This window comes from Paenisporosarcina sp. P4_D4 (assembly GCF_056401835.1).
This window is the reverse complement of the sequence record NZ_JBFUIO010000007.1, coordinates 36,945-60,067: the sequence shown is the minus strand read 5'-3', so window position 1 is coordinate 60,067 and position 23,123 is coordinate 36,945. Positions and strand designations below refer to the sequence as shown.

21 protein-coding genes and 1 other annotated feature are annotated in these 23,123 nt (G+C 39.4%); of the genes, 18 read left to right on the top strand and 3 right to left on the bottom strand.

Annotated features, from left to right (window positions below):
- The first annotated feature begins 72 nt into the window (after positions 1-72).
- The 8 genes from AC1DSL_RS03770 (at position 73) to AC1DSL_RS03735 (ending at position 9,771) form a co-directional block, all read left to right on the top strand.
- On the top strand, positions 73-1,263 hold the full coding sequence (locus AC1DSL_RS03770; protein WP_477531215.1) for an MDR family MFS transporter: 1,191 nt from the start codon (positions 73-75) through the stop codon (positions 1,261-1,263).
- Between the two features lie 216 nt (positions 1,264-1,479).
- On the top strand, positions 1,480-2,823 hold the full coding sequence (locus tag AC1DSL_RS03765) for a sigma-54 interaction domain-containing protein (protein WP_477531214.1): 1,344 nt from the start codon (positions 1,480-1,482) through the stop codon (positions 2,821-2,823).
- Between the two features lie 234 nt (positions 2,824-3,057).
- Positions 3,058-3,747: a CoA transferase subunit A gene (locus AC1DSL_RS03760; RefSeq protein ID WP_477531213.1), complete on the top strand. Its 690-nt coding sequence runs from the start codon at positions 3,058-3,060 to the stop codon at positions 3,745-3,747.
- 20 nt (positions 3,748-3,767) lie between these two features.
- Positions 3,768-4,430, top strand: a complete 663-nt coding sequence (locus AC1DSL_RS03755) for a 3-oxoacid CoA-transferase subunit B (protein WP_342543216.1) — start codon at positions 3,768-3,770, stop codon at positions 4,428-4,430.
- Positions 4,431-4,464: 34 nt separating this feature from the next.
- The gene (locus tag AC1DSL_RS03750; protein WP_477531212.1) at positions 4,465-5,805 is read left to right on the top strand and encodes a GntP family permease; all 1,341 of its coding nucleotides are present in this window, start codon (positions 4,465-4,467) and stop codon (positions 5,803-5,805) included.
- Between the two features lie 47 nt (positions 5,806-5,852).
- On the top strand, positions 5,853-6,620 hold the full coding sequence (locus tag AC1DSL_RS03745) for a 3-hydroxybutyrate dehydrogenase (RefSeq protein WP_036659257.1): 768 nt from the start codon (positions 5,853-5,855) through the stop codon (positions 6,618-6,620).
- Between the two features lie 44 nt (positions 6,621-6,664).
- Positions 6,665-6,884 (top strand) — a binding site (T-box leader).
- A gap of 305 nt (positions 6,885-7,189) precedes the next feature.
- On the top strand, positions 7,190-9,604 hold the full coding sequence (gene leuS, locus AC1DSL_RS03740) for a leucine--tRNA ligase (RefSeq protein WP_477531211.1): 2,415 nt from the start codon (positions 7,190-7,192) through the stop codon (positions 9,602-9,604).
- Positions 9,604-9,771: a hypothetical protein gene (locus tag AC1DSL_RS03735; protein ID WP_016426568.1), complete on the top strand. Its 168-nt coding sequence runs from the start codon at positions 9,604-9,606 to the stop codon at positions 9,769-9,771. The genes leuS and AC1DSL_RS03735 overlap by 1 nt, the downstream gene beginning before the upstream one ends.
- Before the next feature lie 103 nt (positions 9,772-9,874).
- Here the strand turns inward: AC1DSL_RS03735 and AC1DSL_RS03730 are convergent, their stop codons facing one another.
- Positions 9,875-10,246 (bottom strand): VOC family protein, encoded by a 372-nt coding sequence (locus tag AC1DSL_RS03730; RefSeq protein ID WP_016426569.1) that lies wholly within the window; start codon positions 10,244-10,246, stop codon positions 9,875-9,877.
- Between the two features lie 169 nt (positions 10,247-10,415).
- Between AC1DSL_RS03730 and AC1DSL_RS03725 the strand changes: the two genes are divergently transcribed.
- Positions 10,416-11,513 carry a threonine aldolase family protein gene (locus AC1DSL_RS03725; protein ID WP_477531210.1) on the top strand — a complete coding sequence of 366 codons (1,098 nt, stop codon included), beginning with the start codon at positions 10,416-10,418 and terminating at the stop codon, positions 11,511-11,513.
- A gap of 197 nt (positions 11,514-11,710) precedes the next feature.
- Here AC1DSL_RS03725 and AC1DSL_RS03720 read toward each other — a convergent pair whose 3' ends face one another.
- Entirely contained in the window at positions 11,711-13,000 is a 1,290-nt protein-coding gene (locus AC1DSL_RS03720) for a BaiN/RdsA family NAD(P)/FAD-dependent oxidoreductase (protein WP_477531209.1), read from the bottom strand.
- A gap of 111 nt (positions 13,001-13,111) precedes the next feature.
- On the opposite strand from AC1DSL_RS03720, the gene AC1DSL_RS03715 reads away from it, so the two are divergent.
- Positions 13,112-14,719: a putative polysaccharide biosynthesis protein gene (locus AC1DSL_RS03715; protein WP_477531208.1), complete on the top strand. Its 1,608-nt coding sequence runs from the start codon at positions 13,112-13,114 to the stop codon at positions 14,717-14,719.
- 12 nt (positions 14,720-14,731) lie between these two features.
- Positions 14,732-15,445, top strand: a complete 714-nt coding sequence (locus AC1DSL_RS03710) for a pseudouridine synthase (RefSeq protein WP_477531207.1) — start codon at positions 14,732-14,734, stop codon at positions 15,443-15,445.
- Positions 15,446-15,488: 43 nt separating this feature from the next.
- Here AC1DSL_RS03710 and AC1DSL_RS03705 read toward each other — a convergent pair whose 3' ends face one another.
- Positions 15,489-15,710, bottom strand: a complete 222-nt coding sequence (locus AC1DSL_RS03705; protein WP_016426574.1) for a DeoR family transcriptional regulator — start codon at positions 15,708-15,710, stop codon at positions 15,489-15,491.
- Positions 15,711-16,062: 352 nt separating this feature from the next.
- On the opposite strand from AC1DSL_RS03705, the gene pepV reads away from it, so the two are divergent.
- The 7 genes from pepV to AC1DSL_RS03670 all read left to right on the top strand — a co-directional run bounded on the left by pepV (position 16,063) and on the right by AC1DSL_RS03670 (position 22,728).
- Positions 16,063-17,457 (top strand): dipeptidase PepV, encoded by a 1,395-nt coding sequence (gene pepV, locus AC1DSL_RS03700; protein WP_477531229.1) that lies wholly within the window; start codon positions 16,063-16,065, stop codon positions 17,455-17,457.
- 14 nt (positions 17,458-17,471) lie between these two features.
- A complete protein-coding gene (dat, locus tag AC1DSL_RS03695) occupies positions 17,472-18,323 on the top strand; it encodes a D-amino-acid transaminase (protein WP_477531206.1) in 852 nt (283 codons plus the stop codon).
- Between the two features lie 88 nt (positions 18,324-18,411).
- Positions 18,412-18,951: an RNA 2',3'-cyclic phosphodiesterase gene (gene thpR, locus AC1DSL_RS03690; protein ID WP_477531205.1), complete on the top strand. Its 540-nt coding sequence runs from the start codon at positions 18,412-18,414 to the stop codon at positions 18,949-18,951.
- Between the two features lie 4 nt (positions 18,952-18,955).
- Positions 18,956-19,876: a diacylglycerol/lipid kinase family protein gene (locus AC1DSL_RS03685; RefSeq protein ID WP_477531204.1), complete on the top strand. Its 921-nt coding sequence runs from the start codon at positions 18,956-18,958 to the stop codon at positions 19,874-19,876.
- A gap of 69 nt (positions 19,877-19,945) precedes the next feature.
- Complete coding sequence (gene trmB / locus AC1DSL_RS03680) at positions 19,946-20,602, top strand: tRNA (guanosine(46)-N7)-methyltransferase TrmB (protein ID WP_477531203.1); 657 nt, start codon at positions 19,946-19,948, stop codon at positions 20,600-20,602.
- 83 nt (positions 20,603-20,685) lie between these two features.
- Positions 20,686-21,534 (top strand): YtnP family quorum-quenching lactonase, encoded by an 849-nt coding sequence (locus tag AC1DSL_RS03675; protein WP_477531202.1) that lies wholly within the window; start codon positions 20,686-20,688, stop codon positions 21,532-21,534.
- Between the two features lie 252 nt (positions 21,535-21,786).
- A complete protein-coding gene (locus AC1DSL_RS03670) occupies positions 21,787-22,728 on the top strand; it encodes a YncE family protein (protein ID WP_477531201.1) in 942 nt (313 codons plus the stop codon).
- Positions 22,729-23,123: the final 395 nt, after the last annotated feature.

Below are 23,123 nucleotides of genomic sequence, written 5' to 3'. Positions count from 1 at the left end.
TTGAGACATCTTGTTGGATTGCCCAAAAAAGACTACAATTATTTAGGATTTCGAAATAATGGAGGAATTGTCATGCCTAGAAGTGTATGGCTTTTAATAATAGGTATGCTCGTCAATGTCACGGGTAGCTCGTTTTTATGGCCTTTAAATACTATATATTTACATGAACATTTAGGAAAAAGTCTGTCAGTGGCAGGGTTGGTTTTAATGGCGAATGCAGGTGCAGGAATCTTCGGTAATTTACTCGGTGGTTATTTGTTTGACCGTATTGGTGGGTATAAATCCATCATGCTTGGAATTGTCATTACTATAATTGGTCTGATTGGGTTAACTCTATGGCACGGTTGGCCGCATTATGTGTGGTTCCTGACGATTATAGGATTCAGTGGAGGTATTGTCTTTCCTAGTATGTATGCGATGGTGGGAACTGCCTGGCCGGAAGGTGGGAGGAAAGCGTTCAATGCGATCTATCTTGCACAAAATTTGGGTGTAGCTATCGGTCCAGCAGTAGCTGGAATTATCGCGGATGCTAGTTTTGATTATATTTTCATTGCGAATTTAGGCATGTATATTGTGTTCTTTTTCATTGCGTTTTTTGGCTATCGAAAGTTTAATATTTCGCCGAATATGCATACTTCCGTCATTAATGAAGGGAAAAAGATACGTAACAAAGCACCGTTTTATGCCTTGCTTATCGTCACTAGCGGCTATTTACTATGTTGGCTAGTGTATGTGCAATGGCAGTCAACTATTGCGACGTATACTCAGGAGCTGGGACTGACACTGAAGCATTACAGTTTGCTATGGACAATTAATGGGTTGCTCATTTTAGCTGCCCAGCCAATCATTCAACCGATTGTCAAAAGACTTGAACACCGTGTAAAAGCTCAGTTGGTTTTAGGTATTGTCATCATGATGATTTCATTTATCGTCGTTGGATATGCACAAGTATTTTCGATGTTCGTAACAGCGATGGTGATATTGACCATTGGGGAGATGTTTGTGTGGCCCGCTGTGCCGACTTTAGCAAGTCAGCTGGCACCTAAGGGCAGGGAAGGATTCTATCAGGGAATTGTTAACAGTACAGCGACTGTTGGCAGAATGCTGGGTCCTTTTGTAGGTGGAGTCCTGGTCGATCAGTATGGTATGACAGCTATGTTTTTAATCTTGACGTCATTCATGGCATTGGCTATCATCCCAAGCCTTTACTATGATCGTCCACTTAAAAAGGCAATGTTAAAGAATGCAGTAGATGTTGAATAAGAATTGAAAGAGTACATGTACTTTTCTGTTGCATGATGGCATAGGTAGTAAGAGTGCAATTACATCTATCATGAAATCTATGATAATAATAGAAAAGTTAAATATAACCTTAAGAAAAGAAAGTGAAGAGCCTACTTAGGCTCTTCGCTTTTTTGCATAATTGCGTATTCTTTGGGAAAATAGAATGGAACGAATCGCAAAGTTAGGGTGAGCAAAATGAAGTCAGTATTACAACAATTACCGGAGTCTGTTCTTGCACAAATATTGGAGAACGCCTTTCAATGGTTTGTCGTGGTAGATAAAAATTCACGAATCCTTTATATCAACGAAGACTATTGCCGGTTTTTAGAGGTGCCACGAGATCAAGCCATCGGAAAACCTGTGGATGAAGTAATCGAAAATACAAAAATGCACGAAGTTATTAAATCCGGAATGGCACACCAAGCATCTCCTCATTACATAAAAGGGACATATATGCTGGCTAATCGCGTACCTTTAATAGTGGATGGAGAAATTGTCGGTGCTTTTGGAAGCGTTGTTTTTCGGGATATGAACGATTGGAAAAAGCTTAGTTCACACGTTAGGACTACCATGGACAAAATTAACATGACTTCGCATGAAGCACCGAACAAATTATATCGTCTTGAAGATATCAAAGGTAGTTCGAAAGCGATTCGTTCGATCAAAGAAACAATACAAATGATTGCCCCAAGTGATTTGTCCGTACTGATAGAAGGCGAAAGTGGGACGGGAAAAGAACTATTCGCTCAAAGTATCCATGAACGATCGGAGCGTGCCGAATTTCCCTTTGTGAAAATTAATTGTGCAGCAATCCCAGAGGATTTATTGGAATCGGAGATTTTTGGTGCCTATTTAGAGCCCGAAAAGCATCATCGAAAAGGACGCTTTGAACTTGCCGATAATGGCACCTTGTTTCTTGATGAAATTGGTGCAATGCCACTGACCATTCAAGCGAAGCTATTACGCGCTATACAGGAAGGTGAAATTGAACCCATTGGCTCTAATATGACGAAACAGGTAAACGTTAGAATACTTGCAGCAACCAATCGTCCTTTGGAACATTTAATTGAACAAGGCAAATTCCGAGAAGATTTATATTATCGAATACAAGCCATTACGCTACGTATTCCCCCGTTACGTGAGCGAATGGAAGATTTCACAGAACTGGCTAATACCTTTCTGCAGCAATACATATTAAAGGCTGGTAAACGCAGACTTGTCCTGTCGAGCCGAACAAGAGAGTATTTACAAAACTACCATTGGCCCGGCAATGTTCGCGAATTGCAAAATGTCATTCAAGCGGCAGTTTATTTAGCCGAGCACGAGATAATAGAACCCACTGCATTACCGGAACAATTGAAACAAGTTCGAAAAAAACCCGTAACTCAGTTCGTCAACTTGCAGGATGCAATTGAAGATCTTGAAAAAATGATGATTCAACATGCATTGCAAGATGAAAAGGATAAAAGGATAATAGCCAAACAATTAGGACTGAGTCGTTCGACACTTTATGAAAAAATAAAAAAATATAACTTATGACCTAATTCCGAATAAACGGACGTAAATCCGAAAAATAGGACTACTAATTTCGACAAAATCTCTATTCATATTAAATAGACTTCTAAACAGTCCGAAATTTCGGACTTGAAGACGAGGAATTTCGACAATTAGTTGTCACAACTTCTATTGCGTGAAAATTCCGTATCTGTTTTAATAGCTATGAAAGCGCTTTTATACAATTAATTAAATGAATTCTTGTAAGGAGGAAAACACATGAAGCCAATCTATTCTTCTGCAGAAGAGGCTGTACAACAAATTCAAAATGGTGCGACATTAATGGTCGGTGGTTTTGGACTGGTTGGAATACCCGAAAAATTGATTCTTGCTCTTGTTGATAAAGGAGTAACCGATTTAACCGTTATCTCGAATAACTGTGGAATAGATGATTGGGGACTTGGTCTTTTATTGAAAAATAAACAAATAAAAAAGATGATCGGTTCATATGTTGGTGAAAACAAGGAATTTGAACGCCAAGTATTATCTGGCGAAATCGAAGTGGAGTTGACGCCACAAGGGACTTTAGCTGAAAAAATTCGTGCGGGCGGTGCTGGCATTCCTGCATTCTTTACTCCGGCAGGCGTTGGTACAACCATTGCTGAAGGAAAAGAAATTCGTGATTTTGACGGTAAGGAATATGTACTTGAAGAAGCATTGCGAGCTGACTTTGCACTTGTTCGTGCTGCGAAAGCTGATAAGTTTGRGAATCTTGTTTATAACAAAACAGCGCAAAACTTTAATCCGATGATGGCGGCTGCAGGGAAATTCACCATTGCAGAAGTGGAAGAAATTGTTGAAACAGGTGATTTGGATCCGAACACAGTTCAAACACCAAGCATCTATGTACAAGGACTACTGCAAGCATCACAAGAAAAACGGATTGAACGTTTAACGACTCGTTCATAAGACAGGAGGAGACAAACAGCATGGGAAAAGTAAATGTTAGGGATCGTATAGCTATTCGAGCTGAACAAGAAATTGAAGACGGAAACTACGTGAACTTAGGAATTGGGATGCCAACTTTGGTTGCAAACTATATTTCTCCTAACAAAACAGTAGTTTTACAATCTGAAAACGGATTACTAGGTATCGGACCGTATCCAACAGAAAATGAAGTTGATCCTGACTTGATTAACGCAGGAAAGGAAACGGTTACAACAATTCCAGGTTCTGCATTTTTCACAAGTGCTGAGTCGTTTGCCATGATTCGTGGTGGACATGTTGACGTTGCTATTTTAGGTGGTATGGAAGTTTCAGAGACTGGCGATTTAGCAAACTGGATGATTCCAGGCAAAATGATTAAAGGCATGGGCGGCGCAATGGATTTAGTTCATGGTGCCAAGAAAATCATCGTGATTATGGACCATGTTGCAAAAGATGGGTCAGCCAAAATCAAGAAACAATGTGATCTCCCGTTAACCGGTAAAGGCGTTGTAAATAAAATAATTACAGAACGTGCTTTGATTGAAGTAACACCAACTGGATTGGTTCTAAAAGAAGTTTTTGAAGGGTTCTCTGTTCAAGACGTCATTGATTCTACAGAAGCTTCTTTAAATGTGGATAATGTAAAAGAAAACGTCCAGTTCTAAAACGTCTTAATAAAATTTCGGGGGAAATTTATTAATGGATACTAGTATTGTATTAAGTATGATCGGCCTCCTTGGTGGACTAGCTTTACTCATTTTCTTAACATTAAAAGGTGTAAACATTCTTATTGGTGGACCGATTTCTGCATTATTCGTTGCCGTCATGAGTGGTCTGCCATTATTTCCTCAGTTGGTTGAAGAAGGAKCAGCAAACTTTGTTACCAGTTATATGACAGGTTTTACATCATTCATTTTAGCTTGGTACCTAATGTTCTTACTTGGGGCTGTTTTTGGAAAAGTAATGGAAGACAGTGGTGCTGCAGATTCAGTTGCCAAATGGTTTGTTGCAAAATTAGGCATGAAGTTTGCCGTGCTTGCAATTGTACTTGCATGTGCAGCTTTAACTTACGGCGGTGTTAGTTTGTTCGTCGTAGCATTCTCTGTATATCCAATGGCTATCTCTTTATTTAAACAAGCAGATTTACCACGTCGTTTTATTCCAGCGACATTAGCTTTAGGATCTGTCACATTTACAATGACTTCTGCAGGTTCTCCAGAAATTCAAAACTGGATTCCAATTCCATATTTAAAGACAGATCAGTTTGCAGGTTGGGAAGTCAGTTTAATTGTAGCTGCTTTCATGGCAGTTTTCGGTTATTGGTGGTTGAAAAAACTTATCACGAAAGCAGTCAATAAAGGTGAACGTTTTGAAGATCGTGAAACGGATCCAACTTTTGATGTAAACCGTCCATTGCCAAATCCATTCCTATCTATGATTCCATTATTGGTTGTATTGGGTATTTCGTTCATTTTCCACAATGAATTAAAAACTTCCGCATTAATTGTTGCCTTGCTGGGTGGAATTATTGCAACGTTTATCGTTAGTTGGAAATACTTTAAATCACCTTGGGAAGCAGTTTCTGCGGGTACTGTAGGTGCTATTATCGCTATTGGTAACACGGCTGCGGTTGTAGGTTTCGGTGGAGTTGCAAAATCTGTGCCTGCATTTCAGGTAGCAGTTGATGCAATGACAAGCATTCCTGGTTCTCCTTTAATCGGAGCGGCTGTAGCGGTATCAGTAATTGCAGGTATGACTGGTTCAGCTTCTGGTGGGCAAGCTATTGCATTACCATTATTAGCACCAGGTTATATGGATGCTGGTGTTAACCCTGAAGCGTTACACCGTGTTGTGGCCATTTCATCTGGAGCGCTTGATTCATTGCCACACAATGGCTATGTTGTCACAACTATTCATTCCATTTGTGGTGAGAAATATAGCCAAGCTTATTGGGCAGTAGCTGCAACTACAGTTGTTACACCAGCAATCGGTGTAGTAATTGCGATTATACTATTCTCGTTTGGTTTTGGAATTAATTAAATGAACTCAGCCGCCTAGTGCGGCTGATTTTTTTGGAGGGAAATATGATGGTAAAAGATAAAGTGTTATTCATTACTGGTGCAGCACAAGGAATCGGTTTTCAAATAGCACAAGAGTTTGCACAAGCTGGCGCCAAAGTGGTGTTGACTGATTTGAATGAAGAAAAAGTAAAAGAAGCAGCGGCTTCACTTGGTTCAGGTGCAATCGGCTTAAAATGTGATGTAACTGTTGAAGAGGAAATTATCATTTCAATCGATGAAACCATCAGACAATTTGGCAAGCTTGATATTTTAATCAACAATGCTGGTATGCAACACGTTGCCATGTTGGAAGATTTCCCAACTGCACGTTTTGAATTGCTTATAAAAATCATGCTCACTGCTCCATTTATTGCCACGAAAAATGTATTGCCACATATGCGCAAACAAGGCTTCGGCCGTATTATCAATATGGCCTCAATCAACGGATTAGTAGGGTTTGCTGGTAAATCAGCCTATAACTCGGCCAAGCATGGCGTGATTGGATTGACGAAAGTTACAGCTCTTGAAACAGCAGTGGACGGCATTACCGTAAATGCAATTTGCCCAGGTTATGTGGACACGCCTCTTGTGCGTAATCAGTTGCAAGATTTGGCTACAACTCGCAATGTGCCCCTTGAATCAGTGCTTGAAGAAGTTATTTATCCGTTGGTTCCACAAAAACGTTTACTGGATGTAAAAGAAATCGCGGATTTAGCGATGTTCTTATCCAGCGAATCGGCAAAAGGCATGACGGGACAGGCAGTTGTTCTGGACGGCGGATATACTGTTCAATAAATCTTGTGCTTTTTGAAAACTTCGATTACAATAAAAAACAATAGTGTAAGACTGTGAAAAGGATCAGTAAATAATGTTGTGTTTTGTAGAGAGCCGACGGTTGGTGCAAGTCGGTATCACAAATTATTGAACTCGCCTTGGAGTCTGCAGTGGTGAAGTAGTAGTAACCGGTGCCGTTTTCCGCGTTAAGGAAACAAGTTGAGCAATATTTGTTGCTAATTTGGGTGGTACCGCGGGAGTATGCGTATAACTCTCGTCCCTTAGTCTTTTTTGACTAATGGACGAGAGTTTTTTTTATTTTGGCTATGTTATATTTCTTTGTTGTTTTTTACTGGTAAGTGATATGGAGCAAAACAGCGAAGACTCCTTTGGGAAAGCGAGACAGTCGAGACCCCCCAGAAGCGAATATAGGAACGAAGGCTAGGAACGCCACCTCGTGTGGCAACGCCTTCGTGACCAACATCCTGTTGGCCTGAGGAGGCTCGACACTCGCCCAAGGAAAGCGTAGCTGTTTTGCGGAAAATCAACAGCATTGTTTAACAGAGCCTTTATTTTAAGGAGGAAAAGATATGAATTTTAAACATCAACAGATTGAAAAAAAGTGGCAAACGTATTGGGATCAAAATAAAACATTTAAAACTGGGGAAGATTCTTCAAAACCAAAGTTTTATGCTTTGGATATGTTTCCTTTTCCGTCAGGTGCAGGACTGCATGTAGGTCATCCAGAAGGATATACGGCAACTGATATTTTGAGCCGATTCAAGCGTATGCAAGGTTACAATGTGTTACATCCAATGGGATGGGATGCTTTTGGTTTGCCTGCAGAGCAATATGCTCTTGATACAGGCAATGACCCTGCTGAATTTACGGCAAAAAACATTGCAACATTCAAACGTCAGATTCAGGAACTTGGATTCTCTTATGATTGGGAACGTGAAATCAATACAACGGATCCTTCTTATTACAAGTGGACGCAATGGATATTCCTTCAGCTACATAAAAAAGGATTGGCTTATGTGGATGAAGTGGCAGTGAACTGGTGCCCGGCACTTGGAACTGTGCTTGCAAATGAAGAAGTGATTGATGGGAAATCCGAACGCGGAGGGCATCCTGTTGAAAGACGTCCAATGAAGCAATGGATGCTGAAAATTACAGCATATGCCGATCGTTTAATCGAAGATTTGGATGAACTGGATTGGCCAGAAAGCATTAAAGATATGCAACGTAACTGGGTTGGCCGTTCAGAAGGAGCAGAACTGACATTCAAAGTGGATTGCACTGAGCACTCATTCCGTGCATTTACTACACGTCCGGATACAATCTTTGGCGCAACATATGCAGTACTAGCACCCGAGCATGCTTTGGTAAAAGATATTACCGTAGCCGAACAACGTGAAGCGGTAGAAAAATATATTGAATCTGTGAAGTTGAAAAGCGACCTTGAGCGTACAGATTTAGCAAAATCCAAAACAGGTGTGTTTACAGGTGCTTATGCACTTAATCCAGTAAATGGAGAAAAAATGCCGATTTGGATTGCTGACTATGTACTGGCTTCATATGGTACGGGCGCAATCATGGCTGTTCCTGCACATGACGAACGCGACTATGAATTTGCCAAACAGTTTGAACTTCCAATCGTTGAAGTCGTTGCAGGTGGAGACGTTTCAAAAGAACCGTATGCAGGAGAAGGCGAGCATGTAAACTCTGATTTCTTGAATGGTCTGGACAAAACGGAAGCAATTGAAAAAGCGATTGCTTGGTTTGAAGAAAAAGGAACTGGCGAAAAGAAAGTAACATATCGCCTACGTGATTGGTTATTCAGCCGTCAACGTTACTGGGGAGAGCCGATTCCTGTAATTCACTGGGAAGATGGTTCAATAACAGCTATTGATGAATCAGAACTTCCACTGATTTTACCGAAATCTAATGATATTAAACCAAGTGGAACAGGTGAATCACCACTTGCTAAAATAGACGAATGGGTAAATGTTGTTGATCCGAAAACGGGCATGAAAGGCCGTCGTGAGACGAATACAATGCCAAACTGGGCAGGTAGCTGCTGGTATTACCTGCGCTATATTGATCCAAACAATGATCAAGCCATCGCAGACCCAGAATTGATTAAACAATGGTTGCCTGTCGATATTTATATCGGTGGAGCTGAACATGCGGTTCTTCACTTACTTTACGCTCGTTTCTGGCATAAAGTGTTGTATGATATTGGCGTTGTGCCAACTAAAGAACCATTCCAAAAACTTTACAACCAAGGAATGATTTTGGGCGAAAATAACGAAAAAATGTCCAAATCAAAAGGGAATGTCGTGAATCCTGACGATATCGTGGAAAGCCACGGTGCAGACACTCTTCGTTTATACGAAATGTTCATGGGGCCATTGGATGCGTCCATTGCGTGGTCAGAAAATGGACTTGACGGTGCCCGTCGATTCCTAGATCGCATCTGGCGCTTGTTCGTAAATGAAGATGGTACAATCAGCGGTAAGATTGTTGAGTCAAATGATGGAACACTCGAAAAAGTGTATCATCAGACAGTGAAGAAAGTGACGGAAGACTACGAAGGAATCCGTTTCAACACAGCGATTTCGCAAATGATGGTCTTTATCAATGATGCTTACAAAGCACCACAAATTCCTGTTGAATATGTAAAAGGATTCGTTCAGCTACTTGCTCCTGTAGCACCACACGTGGCAGAAGAGCTTTGGGAAAAACTTGGAGGCAGCGAAACGATTTCTTACGTGGCTTGGCCGACATTCGATGAATCCAAACTAGTGGAAAACGAAATTGAAATGGCTATCCAATTCAATGGTAAGGTTCGCACGAAAATGGTCGTTAGTAAAGACTTCACAAAAGATGAGTTGGAAAAAGCAGTATTACAAGACGAAAAAGTGATTGAAATTCTTGATGGAAAAGAAATCAAAAAAGTCATTGCCATTCCTGGTAAGCTTGTGAACATAGTGGTCGGCTAATGGAACCGATACATGTTGTTTTAATACTTGTCGTCATCGCATTTTCCTGGAAGATTTTCACGATACTGCGTCACCCGGAAATTTCTAAATCCAACAAAAGGATGGCACTCAGTGTATTTATCATTTCACTGATTTCATTCGCCATTGCACTATATTTTGCAGGATAAGCGAAAACCCCAGTCATTTAAATGACTGGGGTTTATTTTTGTTGATTAGATGGTGAAGTTGCGATCGTTCCGAAAAAAGTAGTTGTCCCACATTATCTGTTCTTTATACGTGTTGATCCACGAGAATAGGATTACCGTCTGGATCTTCAATTGTAAAACTGGCTGGTCCAACGCTTGATGTATCTGCTTCAGTCAGTATTTTAATTCCTTTTGCTTTAAGCTGATTCTGCAGTTCTCGAATGTCCGTAAACGTATCAAGATTCTCGGCATTTTGATTCCATCCTGGATTAAAAGTCAGAATGTTCTTTTCGAACATTTCTTGGAACAGCCCTATTACGCAACCTTGGTTCTTCATAATAAGCCAATTTTGAGTAATGTCCCCACCGAAGACTTCAAACCCTAAATCTTCGTAAAATGATTTTGATTTATTAATGTCTTTTACACTCAAACTTACAGAAAATGCTCCTAGTTTCATATTACTTCCTCCTATAGTTTTGAATATTCATGCTTTATATAAGTTCAGTATAGATGTGTCATTTGGAATACACAACATTCATCTTAAGTGAAATGGACAGCATCTCATACATGCCATGCTCAAGTGCTATACTAAATAGATAGGTAGAAAGAATGGGAGGATAAAAACAATGAGCCAAACTAATCTTCTAATGGATTCTTTTAAACAAACTAAATATCAAATTGATGGACACGGTACAAGAAATATTCAAATATTGAAAGAGGCATTCGACTCTTTCGATGGCCAGACAGTGAGCGATATGTACGGAAGAGGCGAAATAATTGAAGCTTTTCAAGCCAAGATGGCAGCGTATTTAGGAAAAGAAACAGCTGTCTTCTTTCCAAGTGGCACAATGGCACAGCAAATCGCATTGCGTATCTGGTGCGACAAAAAATGCCAGAGAAAAGTGGCTTATCATCCATTAAGCCATCTGGAAATTCATGAGCAAGATGGCTTGAAGGAATTGCACCATATCGAAACGGTATTGTTGGCGGACAAGAACAGGGTAATTGAACTGAATGATGTGCTCACTATGGACGAGGAAATAGCTTGTTTATTGCTGGAATTGCCTCAGCGTGAAATAGGCGGTCAATTACCGACGTATGAAACACTGAAAAAAATATCCAGTCATTGTCGTGAGAAAGGAATCAAGTTGCATTTAGATGGGGCACGACTTCTTGAAATACTTCCTTATTATCAAAAAACTGCAACTGAKATCTGTAGTTTATTTGATAGCGTATATATATCCGTTTATAAAGGGATAGGTGGAATTGCGGGGGCTATTCTGGCCGGTGATCAAGACTTTGCACAAGAATCAAAGATTTGGAAACGACGTCATGGGGGAGATTTAATCAGTCTGTACCCATATATCATCAGTGCCGATCATTATTTTGATCAAAGATCAGAGAAAATGGGGCAATATTATGAGGATGCAAAGGAACTTGCCGAACTTTTCAACTCATGTCATGGAGTGGAAACATTACCATTGATGCCTGTTTCTAATATGTTCCACATCTATTTTGGTGGCGCAAAGGAAACCATGGAACGTTTGTTGGCAGAAATACACATTGAAACAGGTATTGGTTTAACCAGGTATTTAAGAGAAACATCAGATGAAAGATGTGATTTTGAATTGAGCATTGGTGATTTGTATGAGAGTGTACCAAAAAGTGAATTAAAGCACGCATTTCAACTGCTGGATAAGAAGATGCGAGAGATTACGCAATAATGTTATGGAAAGGGGGAAGTGACAAAATCACTTGCCTCTTTCCTTTTTTGATTCTTATATCTTACTAGGGTTTAGAACATTACGTTTGCGCTGACCGCATGTTCCGCATGAGCCAACAAAAATAAGTGAGAGGTAATTAAAAAACGGAGCAAAGTGACTGGATCACTTCGCTCCGTTTTTCGTTAGTTGTGTAATGATTATTTATATTCAACCGGTACATATGGAATAGTTTTTGCGTATTGCGCAGCGCTCATGCCAGCAATTTTCCCGGTAACGAGAGCGGAGGTAATGTTGTACCCGCCAGTATAGCCGTGAATATCCAAAATTTCACCGCAGAAATACAGACCAGGCTTTTTCTTGGAAGCCATCGTCTTCGGTTCAATTTCTTTTACAGAAACACCACCACCGGTAACGAACGCTTTTTCGATAGGTTGAGTGCCATTTACTTTCATCGAAAATGATTTCAACAAGCTGGCTAAAGCTCGAACTTTTTCATTGGACAGGTTAGCACCGATTTCATTCGATTCGATGCCAGCTCGATTTAATAAAAACAACAGCCAACGTTCAGGCGCAACGCCTTTCCAAACATTTTTTACTGATTTCTTGGCATCTTCTTTCATCAACTTGACCAGCATCTGGAAAGTTGACTCCGCATTTTCTTGCGGTAAGGAATCGATAACCATATCAACAGGGGATTCCCCGTTTTTCATGCGTTCCTTGACGACAAATTGACTGCAACGTAAAATAGCGGGACCGCTTAAACCGAAATGGGTAAATAACATGTCCATTTGATGGGTAATCAACACTTTTCCTTTTTTATTCAAGACAGAGACCGCTACATCACGAAGTGCGAGTCCTTGCAATTCTTTTGAACGAATGAATTTTTCATCAGACAACAACGGTACTTCAGTTGGATATAAGGTGGTGACTGTATGTCCTGCACGCTGTGCCCATGGGTAACCGTCGCCAGTCGATCCTGTTTGAGGGACAGCTTTCCCTCCAACAGCGAGTACAACGGATTTACTTAAGATTTCTTGTCCACTTTTCAGACGGACGCCAAGAATTTTATCTTCGTTCATCAAAAGTTTCGCAACGGGTCTTTCGAATAGTACTTCTACACGCAACTTTTCCAATTGGCGTACTAAAGTATCGACAACATCCTGAGCCCTATTGGAAACAGGGAACATGCGCCCATGATCTTCTTCTTTCAGCTCAACACCAAGACCTTCAAAGAAAGTAATGATGTCTTCATTATTGAAAACCGAGAAAGGACTATACAGGAACCGTCCATTACCGGGAATGTGCTTCACAATTTCTTCCTGGGATAATCGGTTCGTAACGTTGCAACGTCCACCGCCGGATATCGCTAATTTTTTTCCAAGTTTCGTACCTTTTTCAAGAAGTAATACTTTCTTGCCAATTTCACCAGCAGCAATGGCCGCCATTAATCCAGAGGGACCGCCTCCGACAATTATTACATCATACATGGGATAAACACACTTTCTTCTTTTTTCTTTATTATAAACCATTTGTGGTTTTCATGTTCGAGGGGTAAAATATCCTGTAGGTTTTAAAATTTAGAGGTCAGGAAGTTAAACATGTCAAATAATTTATATAAAGGTACGGCCATTCTGACGATTGGTCTATTCCTCTCGAAAATATTAGGGGTTATTTATATCATCCCATTTTACTCGATGGTTGGAGAAGAGAATATTGGGCTGTACCAATATGCATATATTCCATACAATCTTATGCTAGCAGTAGCGATTTCCGGTGCGCCTTTGGCTTTTTCAAAGTTTGTTTCCAAATATAATTCTTTAGGGGATTATGAAACAGGCAGAAGATTATTAAAATCCGGTTTAATGGCGATGCTGGTCACAGGATTCCTATCGTTTTTGTTTTTATATTTCTTTGCGGAACCACTTGCAAGGGTTACCATCGCTGAGAATGAGAAAATATATACGGTTGGAGACGTGACGGATGCCATTCAATGGGTTAGTTTTGCATTGATTGCTGTTCCTTTTATGAGCTTGCTTCGAGGATTCTTCCAAGGGTATAGTTTCATGATGCCAACAGCATCTTCTCAATTGATTGAACAAATCGTACGGATTATCTTTTTACTTGGGGGCACTTTCCTGGTCTTGAATGTTTTTGGTGGAACACCAAAAGAAGCCATTCAAGTAGCTGTACTATCCGCATTTGTCGGTGCACTTGGCGGTATAGTTGTGCTGTATTATTATTGGCGGAAAAAGAAACCGGAATATGACAATTTACTTGAAAAATCTACAGCTTCTTACGATGTGAATTTAAAAGATATGTATAAAGAAATTTTGGTTTATGCAATTCCCGTAGTATTTTTGGGAGTTGCTAATCCACTGTTCCAATTTGTGGATTTATTAACATTCAATCGTGCAATGAGTGATGCAGGACATTCCTTGAAAACCGATTATTTGGGTATTCTGAATCTCACGGCACATAAATTGGTTATGATTCCTGTCATGCTTGCGACCGGATTCTCCATGGCATTGATACCTTTGGTAACTAAATATTTCACGACCAATGAGCATAAGCAATTGTCACGAACGCTTGATCAGACATTCCAAATCCTATATTTCCTTACGATGCCTGCTGTGATTGGAATGACGGTTCTGGCTCCTGAACTCTATCACTTATTCTATGAAAAAAGTGCAGTAGGCTCAGATATTCTGGCGCATTACTTGCCTGTTGCCATTCTATTCAGTCTGTTCCCTGTAACTGCTGCCATTTTACAAGGTATCAATCAACAGAGATGGATCATTCTCAACTTGTTGGTTGGATTATTAATTAAATTGGCGTTGAACATTCCGTTAATCAGCTTATGGGAAACGAACGGGGCTATTGCAGCGACAATTATTGGATACAGTGTTGCAATCTTTATGAACTTTGCTGTATTGGTTGTAACGCAAAACTACCGTTCCATTTTATTGGTAAGAAGAATCGTTCTCATTACCGGGATAAACGTAGCGATGTTTATTGCCGCTGTCATCACTCGCATGGTGCTAATTCAGATCATGCCTGCCGAATCTAAATTCGGGGCTATGTTGATTATCTTAATTGTAGGTGCAATTGGTGCACTAGTTTATGGAGCCATTGCCCTTCGTTTGGGAATTGCGCAGAAATTATTTGGTGAACGATTAACGAAATATACGAAGAAATTTGGTTTTTAAGGTGGTTCTTTTATGAGGTTAGATAAATTACTTTCAAATATGGGCTATGGTTCCAGAAAAGAAGTAAAGCTTTTGCTTAAATCAAAAGCAGTTGAAGTAAACGGCGTTTCTGCGAAGGATGTCTCCATGCACGTCGATACGGAAAAAGATTCGATCGTTGTTTATGGGGAAGAAGTTATTTATACAGAGTTTATTTATTTAATGATGAACAAACCACCTGGTGTCATTTCTGCCACGGAAGATAAAAAAGATGAAACCGTCATTGATTTACTTGATCCAGTGGCGCAACATTTTAAACCTTTTCCGGTAGGACGCTTGGATAAAGACACGGAAGGTCTGTTGATTCTGACGAATGACGGCCATCTATCCCATCAGCTTTTATCGCCGAAAAAACATGTGCCGAAATTATATTTCGCCACTATTGATGGGCGAGTAACAGATGATGATGTGAAGAAGTTTAAAGAAGGTGTCACGCTTGATGATGGGTATTTCACAAAACCTGGTGAATTGACTATCTTGTCAAGTGGTGAAGTGTCTGAAATCGAGTTGACGATTATGGAGGGGAAATTTCATCAAGTAAAACGAATGTTTGAATCCGTAGGTAAAAAAGTGACGTATCTAAAACGGATGCGTATGGGTTCTCTTCAATTGGATGAAACTCTCGAGCTCGGCGATTATCGTCCATTAACAGAAGCTGAATTAGAAGTATTACAACAGAAAGAATGACCGAGATTTTCTCGGTCATTCTTTTTTACCTTGATTAAGTAGTCTAAGATGTCATTTTTACGCGTTTGTTCGTCGTTGTCCATCTGCCTCGACTTGGACTGCTGACCAAGTCATTAAAGGCTAACACATTCAAATCTCTTTGAACGGTGCGAGGAGTGATGCCGAATTCATCGACTAAGTCTTGTGTCGTAACAATCCCATGATCTCGGATAAACATGTACACATCTTTAATACGATTGAGCATCCGATCAGTAGTTGGTTTCAATGTAGAACCACTCCTTCATCTTATGTTCTCTTGGCAAAAGACTAGCGGACGATATTATGAGTCTTAAAGTAGACTCCACTATATTGAATAGAGTGCCGTAAACAGCCCCTTTTCTATTAGTTCGTCAGACTACTGTTATCTGACAATTCGATTATATAGTAAAAAGCTCAATAATTCTAGTATTATATCTAAAATTTACAGTGTCTTTACAATATTGACATATAAAAACGAACGATTTTTGCATAAAAGTACTATAATGTTCGTATAAAAAGAAAGTGGAATTGCCCCCTATGATTTTTCGAAGAAAAGTGTAGAATAGCTTTAAGAAAGTGGCAGGAGGAATTCAAACGTGATTAATTGGATGGAAGAAGCACACAAAAGACAGGATGAACTATTAGCAGAATTACAACAACTGATACAAATTCCCAGTGTTCTGGATGAAACACAATCGTCAACAGATCACCCGTTTGGACCCGAGCCGCTAAAGGCGCTAGAGTGGATGCTTCAAAAAGGTCAGCAAGCGGGAATGCAAGTGAAAAATGTCGATCAAATGGCTGGGCACATTGAAATGGGAGAAGGAGAAGAACTTCTTGGTATTTTAGGACATGTTGATGTGGTGCCAGCAGGCAAAGGTTGGACTTATCCTCCGTTTGAAGGTCATATCGAAAATGACCGTTTGTATGGAAGAGGTGCCATTGACGATAAAGGCCCAACAATGGCTGCTTGGATGGCTATGAAAATGGTGAAAGAAGCTGGAATACCGTTAAATAAACGGGTGCGATTAATTATCGGAACAGACGAGGAAAGTGGATTCCGATGCGTAAAACGTTATTTTGAAAAAGAAGAAATGCCGCATATTGGGTTTGCTCCTGATGCCGATTTCCCAATTATCAACGCAGAAAAAGGCATTTCTACTTTAAAATTCACTACGGCCAAGGTAGAGCAGGAAGAGCAGTTGCAATCATTCCAAGCAGGGACACGTACAAACATGGTTCCTGATTTGGCAACAGCTGTTGTATATGGTGAACTAGATACAATTGAACAGGAATTTGAACAGTTCACGCAGCAACATCAACTGCAAGGTTCTATTGAAAGAAAAGATGGTACCATTCAAATGACATTGGAAGGGAAATCAGCGCATGCCATGGAACCAAATGATGGCATAAATGCGGGTGTGTATCTGGCTGAATTCCTGAAAGATGTTGTGACAACTGCTGGATCGAAGACTTTTGTTGAATTTGTTTCCACAGCATTCTTTAAAGATTCTAGAGGAAATGCATTCGGTTTGAACTACAATGATGAAATGTCAGGAGATACAACCTTGAATGCAGGCATCATTTCTTTTGATCCTGCTAAAGGCGGAACGGTGGATGTCAGCTTACGATACTCCGTGACCTATGATTTTGAGAAACAATTGACACAGTGCCAGACGATAATGAGTGACAAAGGAATCGCCGTCGATGTTACATCAAATTCAAAACCACATTATATAGAAGAATCGGATGAGCTTATTCAAAGTTTATCTCGTGTATATGAACGACAGACGGGTGAAAAGGCAACATTGCTATCCATTGGCGGCGGTACTTATGCGCGTGTCCTTAAAAAAGGTGTAGCGTTCGGAATGTTATTCCCAGGTGAGAAAGATGTAGCCCACCAAGTGGATGAATTTGTTGATATTCCAAATCTAATCAAAGCAGTTGCCATTTATGCAGATGCAATTTGTGAACTGGCTTCAAATCAATCGTAGAAAGAAGGATTTATATGAATTGGGTATTGTGGAATGATCGATTAGTAAAAGACGAAGAAATACATTTATCTAAAGAAGACCGTGGTTACCAGTTTGGCGATGGCATTTACGAAGTCATCCGAGTATATAATGGCAATATGTTTACGGCGAAAGAACATATTGATCGCTTTTACGAAAGTGCCGATAAAATTAAATTAGTCATTCCATATACAAAAGATGTATTCCATAAAATGATGTACGATTTAATCGAGGCCAACGAAGTGACAACTGGGCAGGTATATGTTCAAATTACGCGCGGCGGAAGTCCAAGACAACATAATTTTCCTACCGAAGCTGTTGAACCGGTTCTAACGGCATACACGAAGTTAGTGGAGCGTCCCGTTTCCCAAATGGCGAACGGGGTAGCTGCCAAATCGGTTGAAGATGTACGCTGGTTGCGTTGTGATATTAAGAGCTTGAATTTACTAGGGAATATCATGGCAAAACAAGAAGCTTATGAAAATGGATGTTTTGAAGCACTTTTACATAGAGGAGATACAATCACGGAAGGTTCTTCTTCGAATATGTATGGGATTAAAAACGGCGTTCTTTATACACATCCAGCGACCAACTTAATACTAAATGGCATCACACGTCGCGTCATTCTGGCTTGTTGTGAAGAAATCGGTTTACCAGTAGTCGAAGAACCGATGTCTCTATCAACTGTTTATTCAAATGAAGAATTCTTCATGTCATCGACAACTTCGGAAATCATGCCAATTGTCGTCATCGATGGAGTAAAAGTCGGTTCAGGTTTACCTGGAGTTTGGACGAAAAAATTACAAGCCGCATTTGAAGCTAAAATTGAGCAAGCCGTGCATGCATAAGTTAAATGCCTCTCCACTAAGTGGAGGGGTATTTTTTTTAACCTTATTACTGTAAACTGAGTTGTATAAAAAGGGTGGTGTATATGAGATGCAACATTATTTTATCGGGGTAAAACTACCAAGTGAACTGTCTCAACAACTGGTCGATACACGGAATGATTGGCAGTTGGAAAACACACACAAAAGATTGTCTGCTGCAGAGGATTTGCATATCACGTTGGTTTATTTAGGTGCCGTGGAAAGCGAAAAATTGGAGACATTGATGCTAGAGCTGGATGACAATGAATCCTTTGCATCCATGAAACTTACAATTAGTGGAGTGTCCACATTTGGAAATCCCACTACGCCACGTGTAATCTATGCAGCGATCGAAGAACATCCGAAATTGAGCGAGTTGCAAAGTACAATTCTTGAAAAATGCCTGGATCTTTCATTGCCTGTGGATAGCAAGAAGTTTGTTCCGCATATCACTTTAGCGAAAAAATGGAGTGGACGGCAAGAGGGATTTTCAAAAGAAATGCATATAGCAACAAGTACGTTCAAAGTGAATCAATTTTCTGTATACTCCATCAATCCTGGAGTCACGCCTTCTTATCAAGCAATACATACCATTTACTTAAAGGACTAATTTGATGAAAACAACCATTATTGTCAATCCCACAGCAGCAAACGGAAAGTCGTTGAAACGCTGGGAGCAATTTAAGAATAAATTAAATTTCACATACGATCTCCAAATGACAACCAGTCCAAAACACGCCACTACATTAGCGAGAAAATGTGCTGAAACGGGTGAGCCCCAACTGATTATTGCATTTGGAGGAGACGGTACTGCCCATGAAGTAATTGAAGGGATTCTCGATTGTTCGAATTGTATCGCAGGAGTCATCGGCGCCGGATCAGGCAATGATTTTGGACGCGGATTTCTGTCCTTTCAAAACGCGCACGAAGTCAATCAATATGTGCAGTCACAAGGTTTGGCAACTGAAATGGACATCGGTGTAATGCATCATCAGAATAGAAGTTACTATTTTGTTAACAATGCAGGCATTGGTTTTGACGCTTACATTGCATACCAAGTAAACAAATCACCAGTGAAAAAAATATTGAATAAATTCAGTCTTGGCAAACTTGCTTATACATTCTTTCTCATTAAGACATTGGTGACATTTCAACACTTCGATTTAACCGTAGAAACTCCTAGTTACAGTCGATCATTCAAAAAAGTATGGTTTGTGACTGTAAGTAACCAGCCCTACTATGGCGGAGGCATGAAAATCTCTCCCCAATCCAATCCAGCTGATGGTCAAATTGAATTAACGATTGTTCATCATTTGTCACGTATTAAACTGTTGCTCGTTTTTGTCTCTGTATATTTTGGGAAGCATACATCGTTTAAAGAAGTACATCAAATGTCAGCTAAATCGTTTGCTTTAACAACTAATGATTATATGTATCGACACACAGATGGGGAGTTTGCGAGCAAGACGGTGCCACAAGTAGCGGACAAATTTACAGTTCTTCCTAAGCAGTGGAAAATAACGAAATTGACATGAACTTGACGATAGCGGGAACTTGGATGATAATGTATAGTCGAAAAGCACGTATGAAAGTAGGAATAGATTATGAGATTACGCAATAAACCGTGGGCAGAAGATTTTATCGCTGCACACCCACATATCGTGATACCAACTCCGGAAGACCATAAAGGCAAATGGAAAGAAGTCTTTCAAAATGACAATCCATTGCATATTGAAGTAGGCACTGGAAAAGGTCAATTTGTGACAGGTATGGCGAAAGCCAATCCACATATTAATTATATGGGCATCGAATTATATGACAGTGTGATTGTATCTGCTTTAGAAAATGCGCTGGAAGCGGGAACATTGCCAAACTTGAAACTGTTAAAAGTGAATGGGGCACACTTGGCGGAATTCTTTGAAAAAAATGATGTTAGTCGCGTTTATTTAAACTTCTCGGATCCTTGGCCAAAAGTTAGACACGAGAAAAGAAGATTATCTCACGAAGACTTCTTGAAGTTATACGAGTCAATTCTGATTGATAATGGTGAAGTTCATTTTAAAACCGATAATCGTGGACTTTTTGAATTCTCGTTAATGAGCATGTCAGCATATGGCATGTTGTTGAAATATGTTTCACTGGATTTACATGCAAACATGCCAGAAGACAATATCATGACGGAATACGAAGAAAAGTTTTCTGCAAAAGGACAACCCATCTATCGCCTAGAAACTCAATTTATCACGAAGAAGGCTGATTAAAGTTATAACATACTCGCCACGCAATCAAGAGATTGTCGTGGCGTTTTTTGATACACTGAAAACAGTACAAAGGAGGGTTCCATATGGATCAATATATATTTCACAAAATGACTTTATCATGGTTAAACGGAGGCTTGACAAACTTAGATGGGGGTTCCATGTTTGGGGTGGTACCAAAAATGGTATGGTCAAAAAAATACCCTGCCAACGAATCAAACCAAATTGCCATGAGTACAGACCCAATTCTGATTCAAGTAGATGGGAAAAACTTATTGATTGATACCGGTGTTGGGTTCAATAAAATGGACGAGCGACAATTACGCAATAATGGGGTAAAAGCACAGTCACAACTCGAGGATTCATTGGCTATGTTAGGGCTCTTAACTGATGATATTCATTACGTTCTCATGACACATATGCATGCCGATCATGCTTCTGGTCTGACAAGAAGAGAAAATGATCAACTTGTTTCTACTTTCCCGAATGCGAAAATTCACTTATCTGCTATTGAATGGAACGAAGTGCGTAACCCAAACATCCGTTCAAGGAATACATATTGGAAAGAAAATTGGGAAGCAATCCAAGGCCAGGTTGAAACATTCGAAGGAGAGCTTGAAGTACTTCCAGGAGTCCGAATGGTTCATACAGGGGGACACAGTGAAGGGCATAGCATCATCAAGCTCGAACAAAATGGCGAAACGATCATCCACATGGCGGATATCATGCCAACACATGCTCATCAAAATCCACTGTGGGTACTGGCTTTTGACGACTACCCAATGACTTCCGTTTTTGCCAAAGAAAAAATAATGAAAGAAGCGTTAGCAAACGGTCATTCATTTATCTTCTATCATGATGCTTACTACAGATTGATCAAGTGGGATAAAACAGGAAAAGAAATCATCGAGAAATTAGAACGGACAAATAATTAATACCTTTTAATTTCTGAACTTTTATAAATGCTTTTATTCTTGGGTTTTCGGATAACTTCAGAGGCTGTACCATTGCCTATTAAATGAACAAGGGGGGAGATGTGGGATCGTCACATCTCCCCCTTGTCAATGCAAGGAATTCTTTCGCTAGAATGATATCGGAGGGGATTTTGACTTATTGAGTAGTTCAAGGATAGTGTGGAATAATTGTCTAAAACAGTTTAAGACTTGCAGTGTTAAAGGGGAATGACCATGTTTCAAATGAATATCATCAAAAAACTTAAAACATCATTCGAAATAAAAATGTCCAATGATCAAGGATTATTATGTCATACGATGGGAGGTAAGACGATAGTATTTGATACTAAATCATGGGAAAAGGTTGCTGAACTAACCAAACCAAAACATCCTGGTGATTTAGTGTTTTCAAGAAATAATGATTATTTATACATCAAAAACGCTCTCGGTACTCTTTGTGTTTATGATACGACTACGTTTCAGTTAGTCAAAAACATCCAATCAAATAAATCATTGAAAATGACAGAGGGGAGATTTGCAATAACTAAAGACCCCTTCAAAATTATAGATATGGTTAAGACTAAAAACGGGAACCAACTTGCTTCAATTAACTTGGATAATGCTGATTCCAAAGTAATTACTACCTACGAAGACTCTATTACTAGATTTACATACCATCAGTATATTCCATCTGAAGATTATCATCTATTTACCCTCGAATATGATAATAAAGCTGAGGACATACGTGAATATAAATTATTAAAAATTAAAGAGTCAACTCATGAGATTTCTCTATTAAGTCATCCCAATAGATTATATTGGAAGTACGTTATCTATGATCCAATCCATGATGTATATATAGTAATGCAAGAGAATTATAAACTTATTGTTGTGGATTCAACCTTTAAAAAAGTATTGAGGGAAAAGACTTTATACACTGAAATAAAGGGAAGAAGACCCGGTATGTATGTCACTTATTTTCATCAGTCTTCTACTGGTAAATATATTGTAGTTACTTATGATGAAATGATTCTAATTTTACGTTACGAAGACTTAGAAGTCTTAATGACTGAAACTATACAGTATGCTTGTTTTGCGGAATTTAGTGATGATAATCAATACTTATTAATTGGTACTTGGAAAAATGGATATGTTTTAGAAAATAATTTGCAGTAGAATGTGATTTTAATCGAGGAGATTTTCATGATTTTAAAATAATAATAACTTTAATAGGAATAACTACTGTTATAGGCAGTTTATTTCACAATAAAGAAAAACATTAGAGATTTGGAGAGAATACATCTTCCACTGCAACTTCCGATTCATTGATAGCAACAATTATTGGATTATTGATAGCATTTTTTTTAAGTATCATGCCATGGTGGTTAACCAAGTATCTATTCATTTTGATGGTATATGCTTAATTTACATAGAAGTTTTATTGATTTAAAGTGGTGGACATAATAACTTGAACAAGAGGAATGGTACTTTTCCCTTCTTCATCTAGCTATATTGTATGATTGTGTAGTTTAAAAGAGTATTTGTATAATAGCAGTAAAACTAATAGGAGT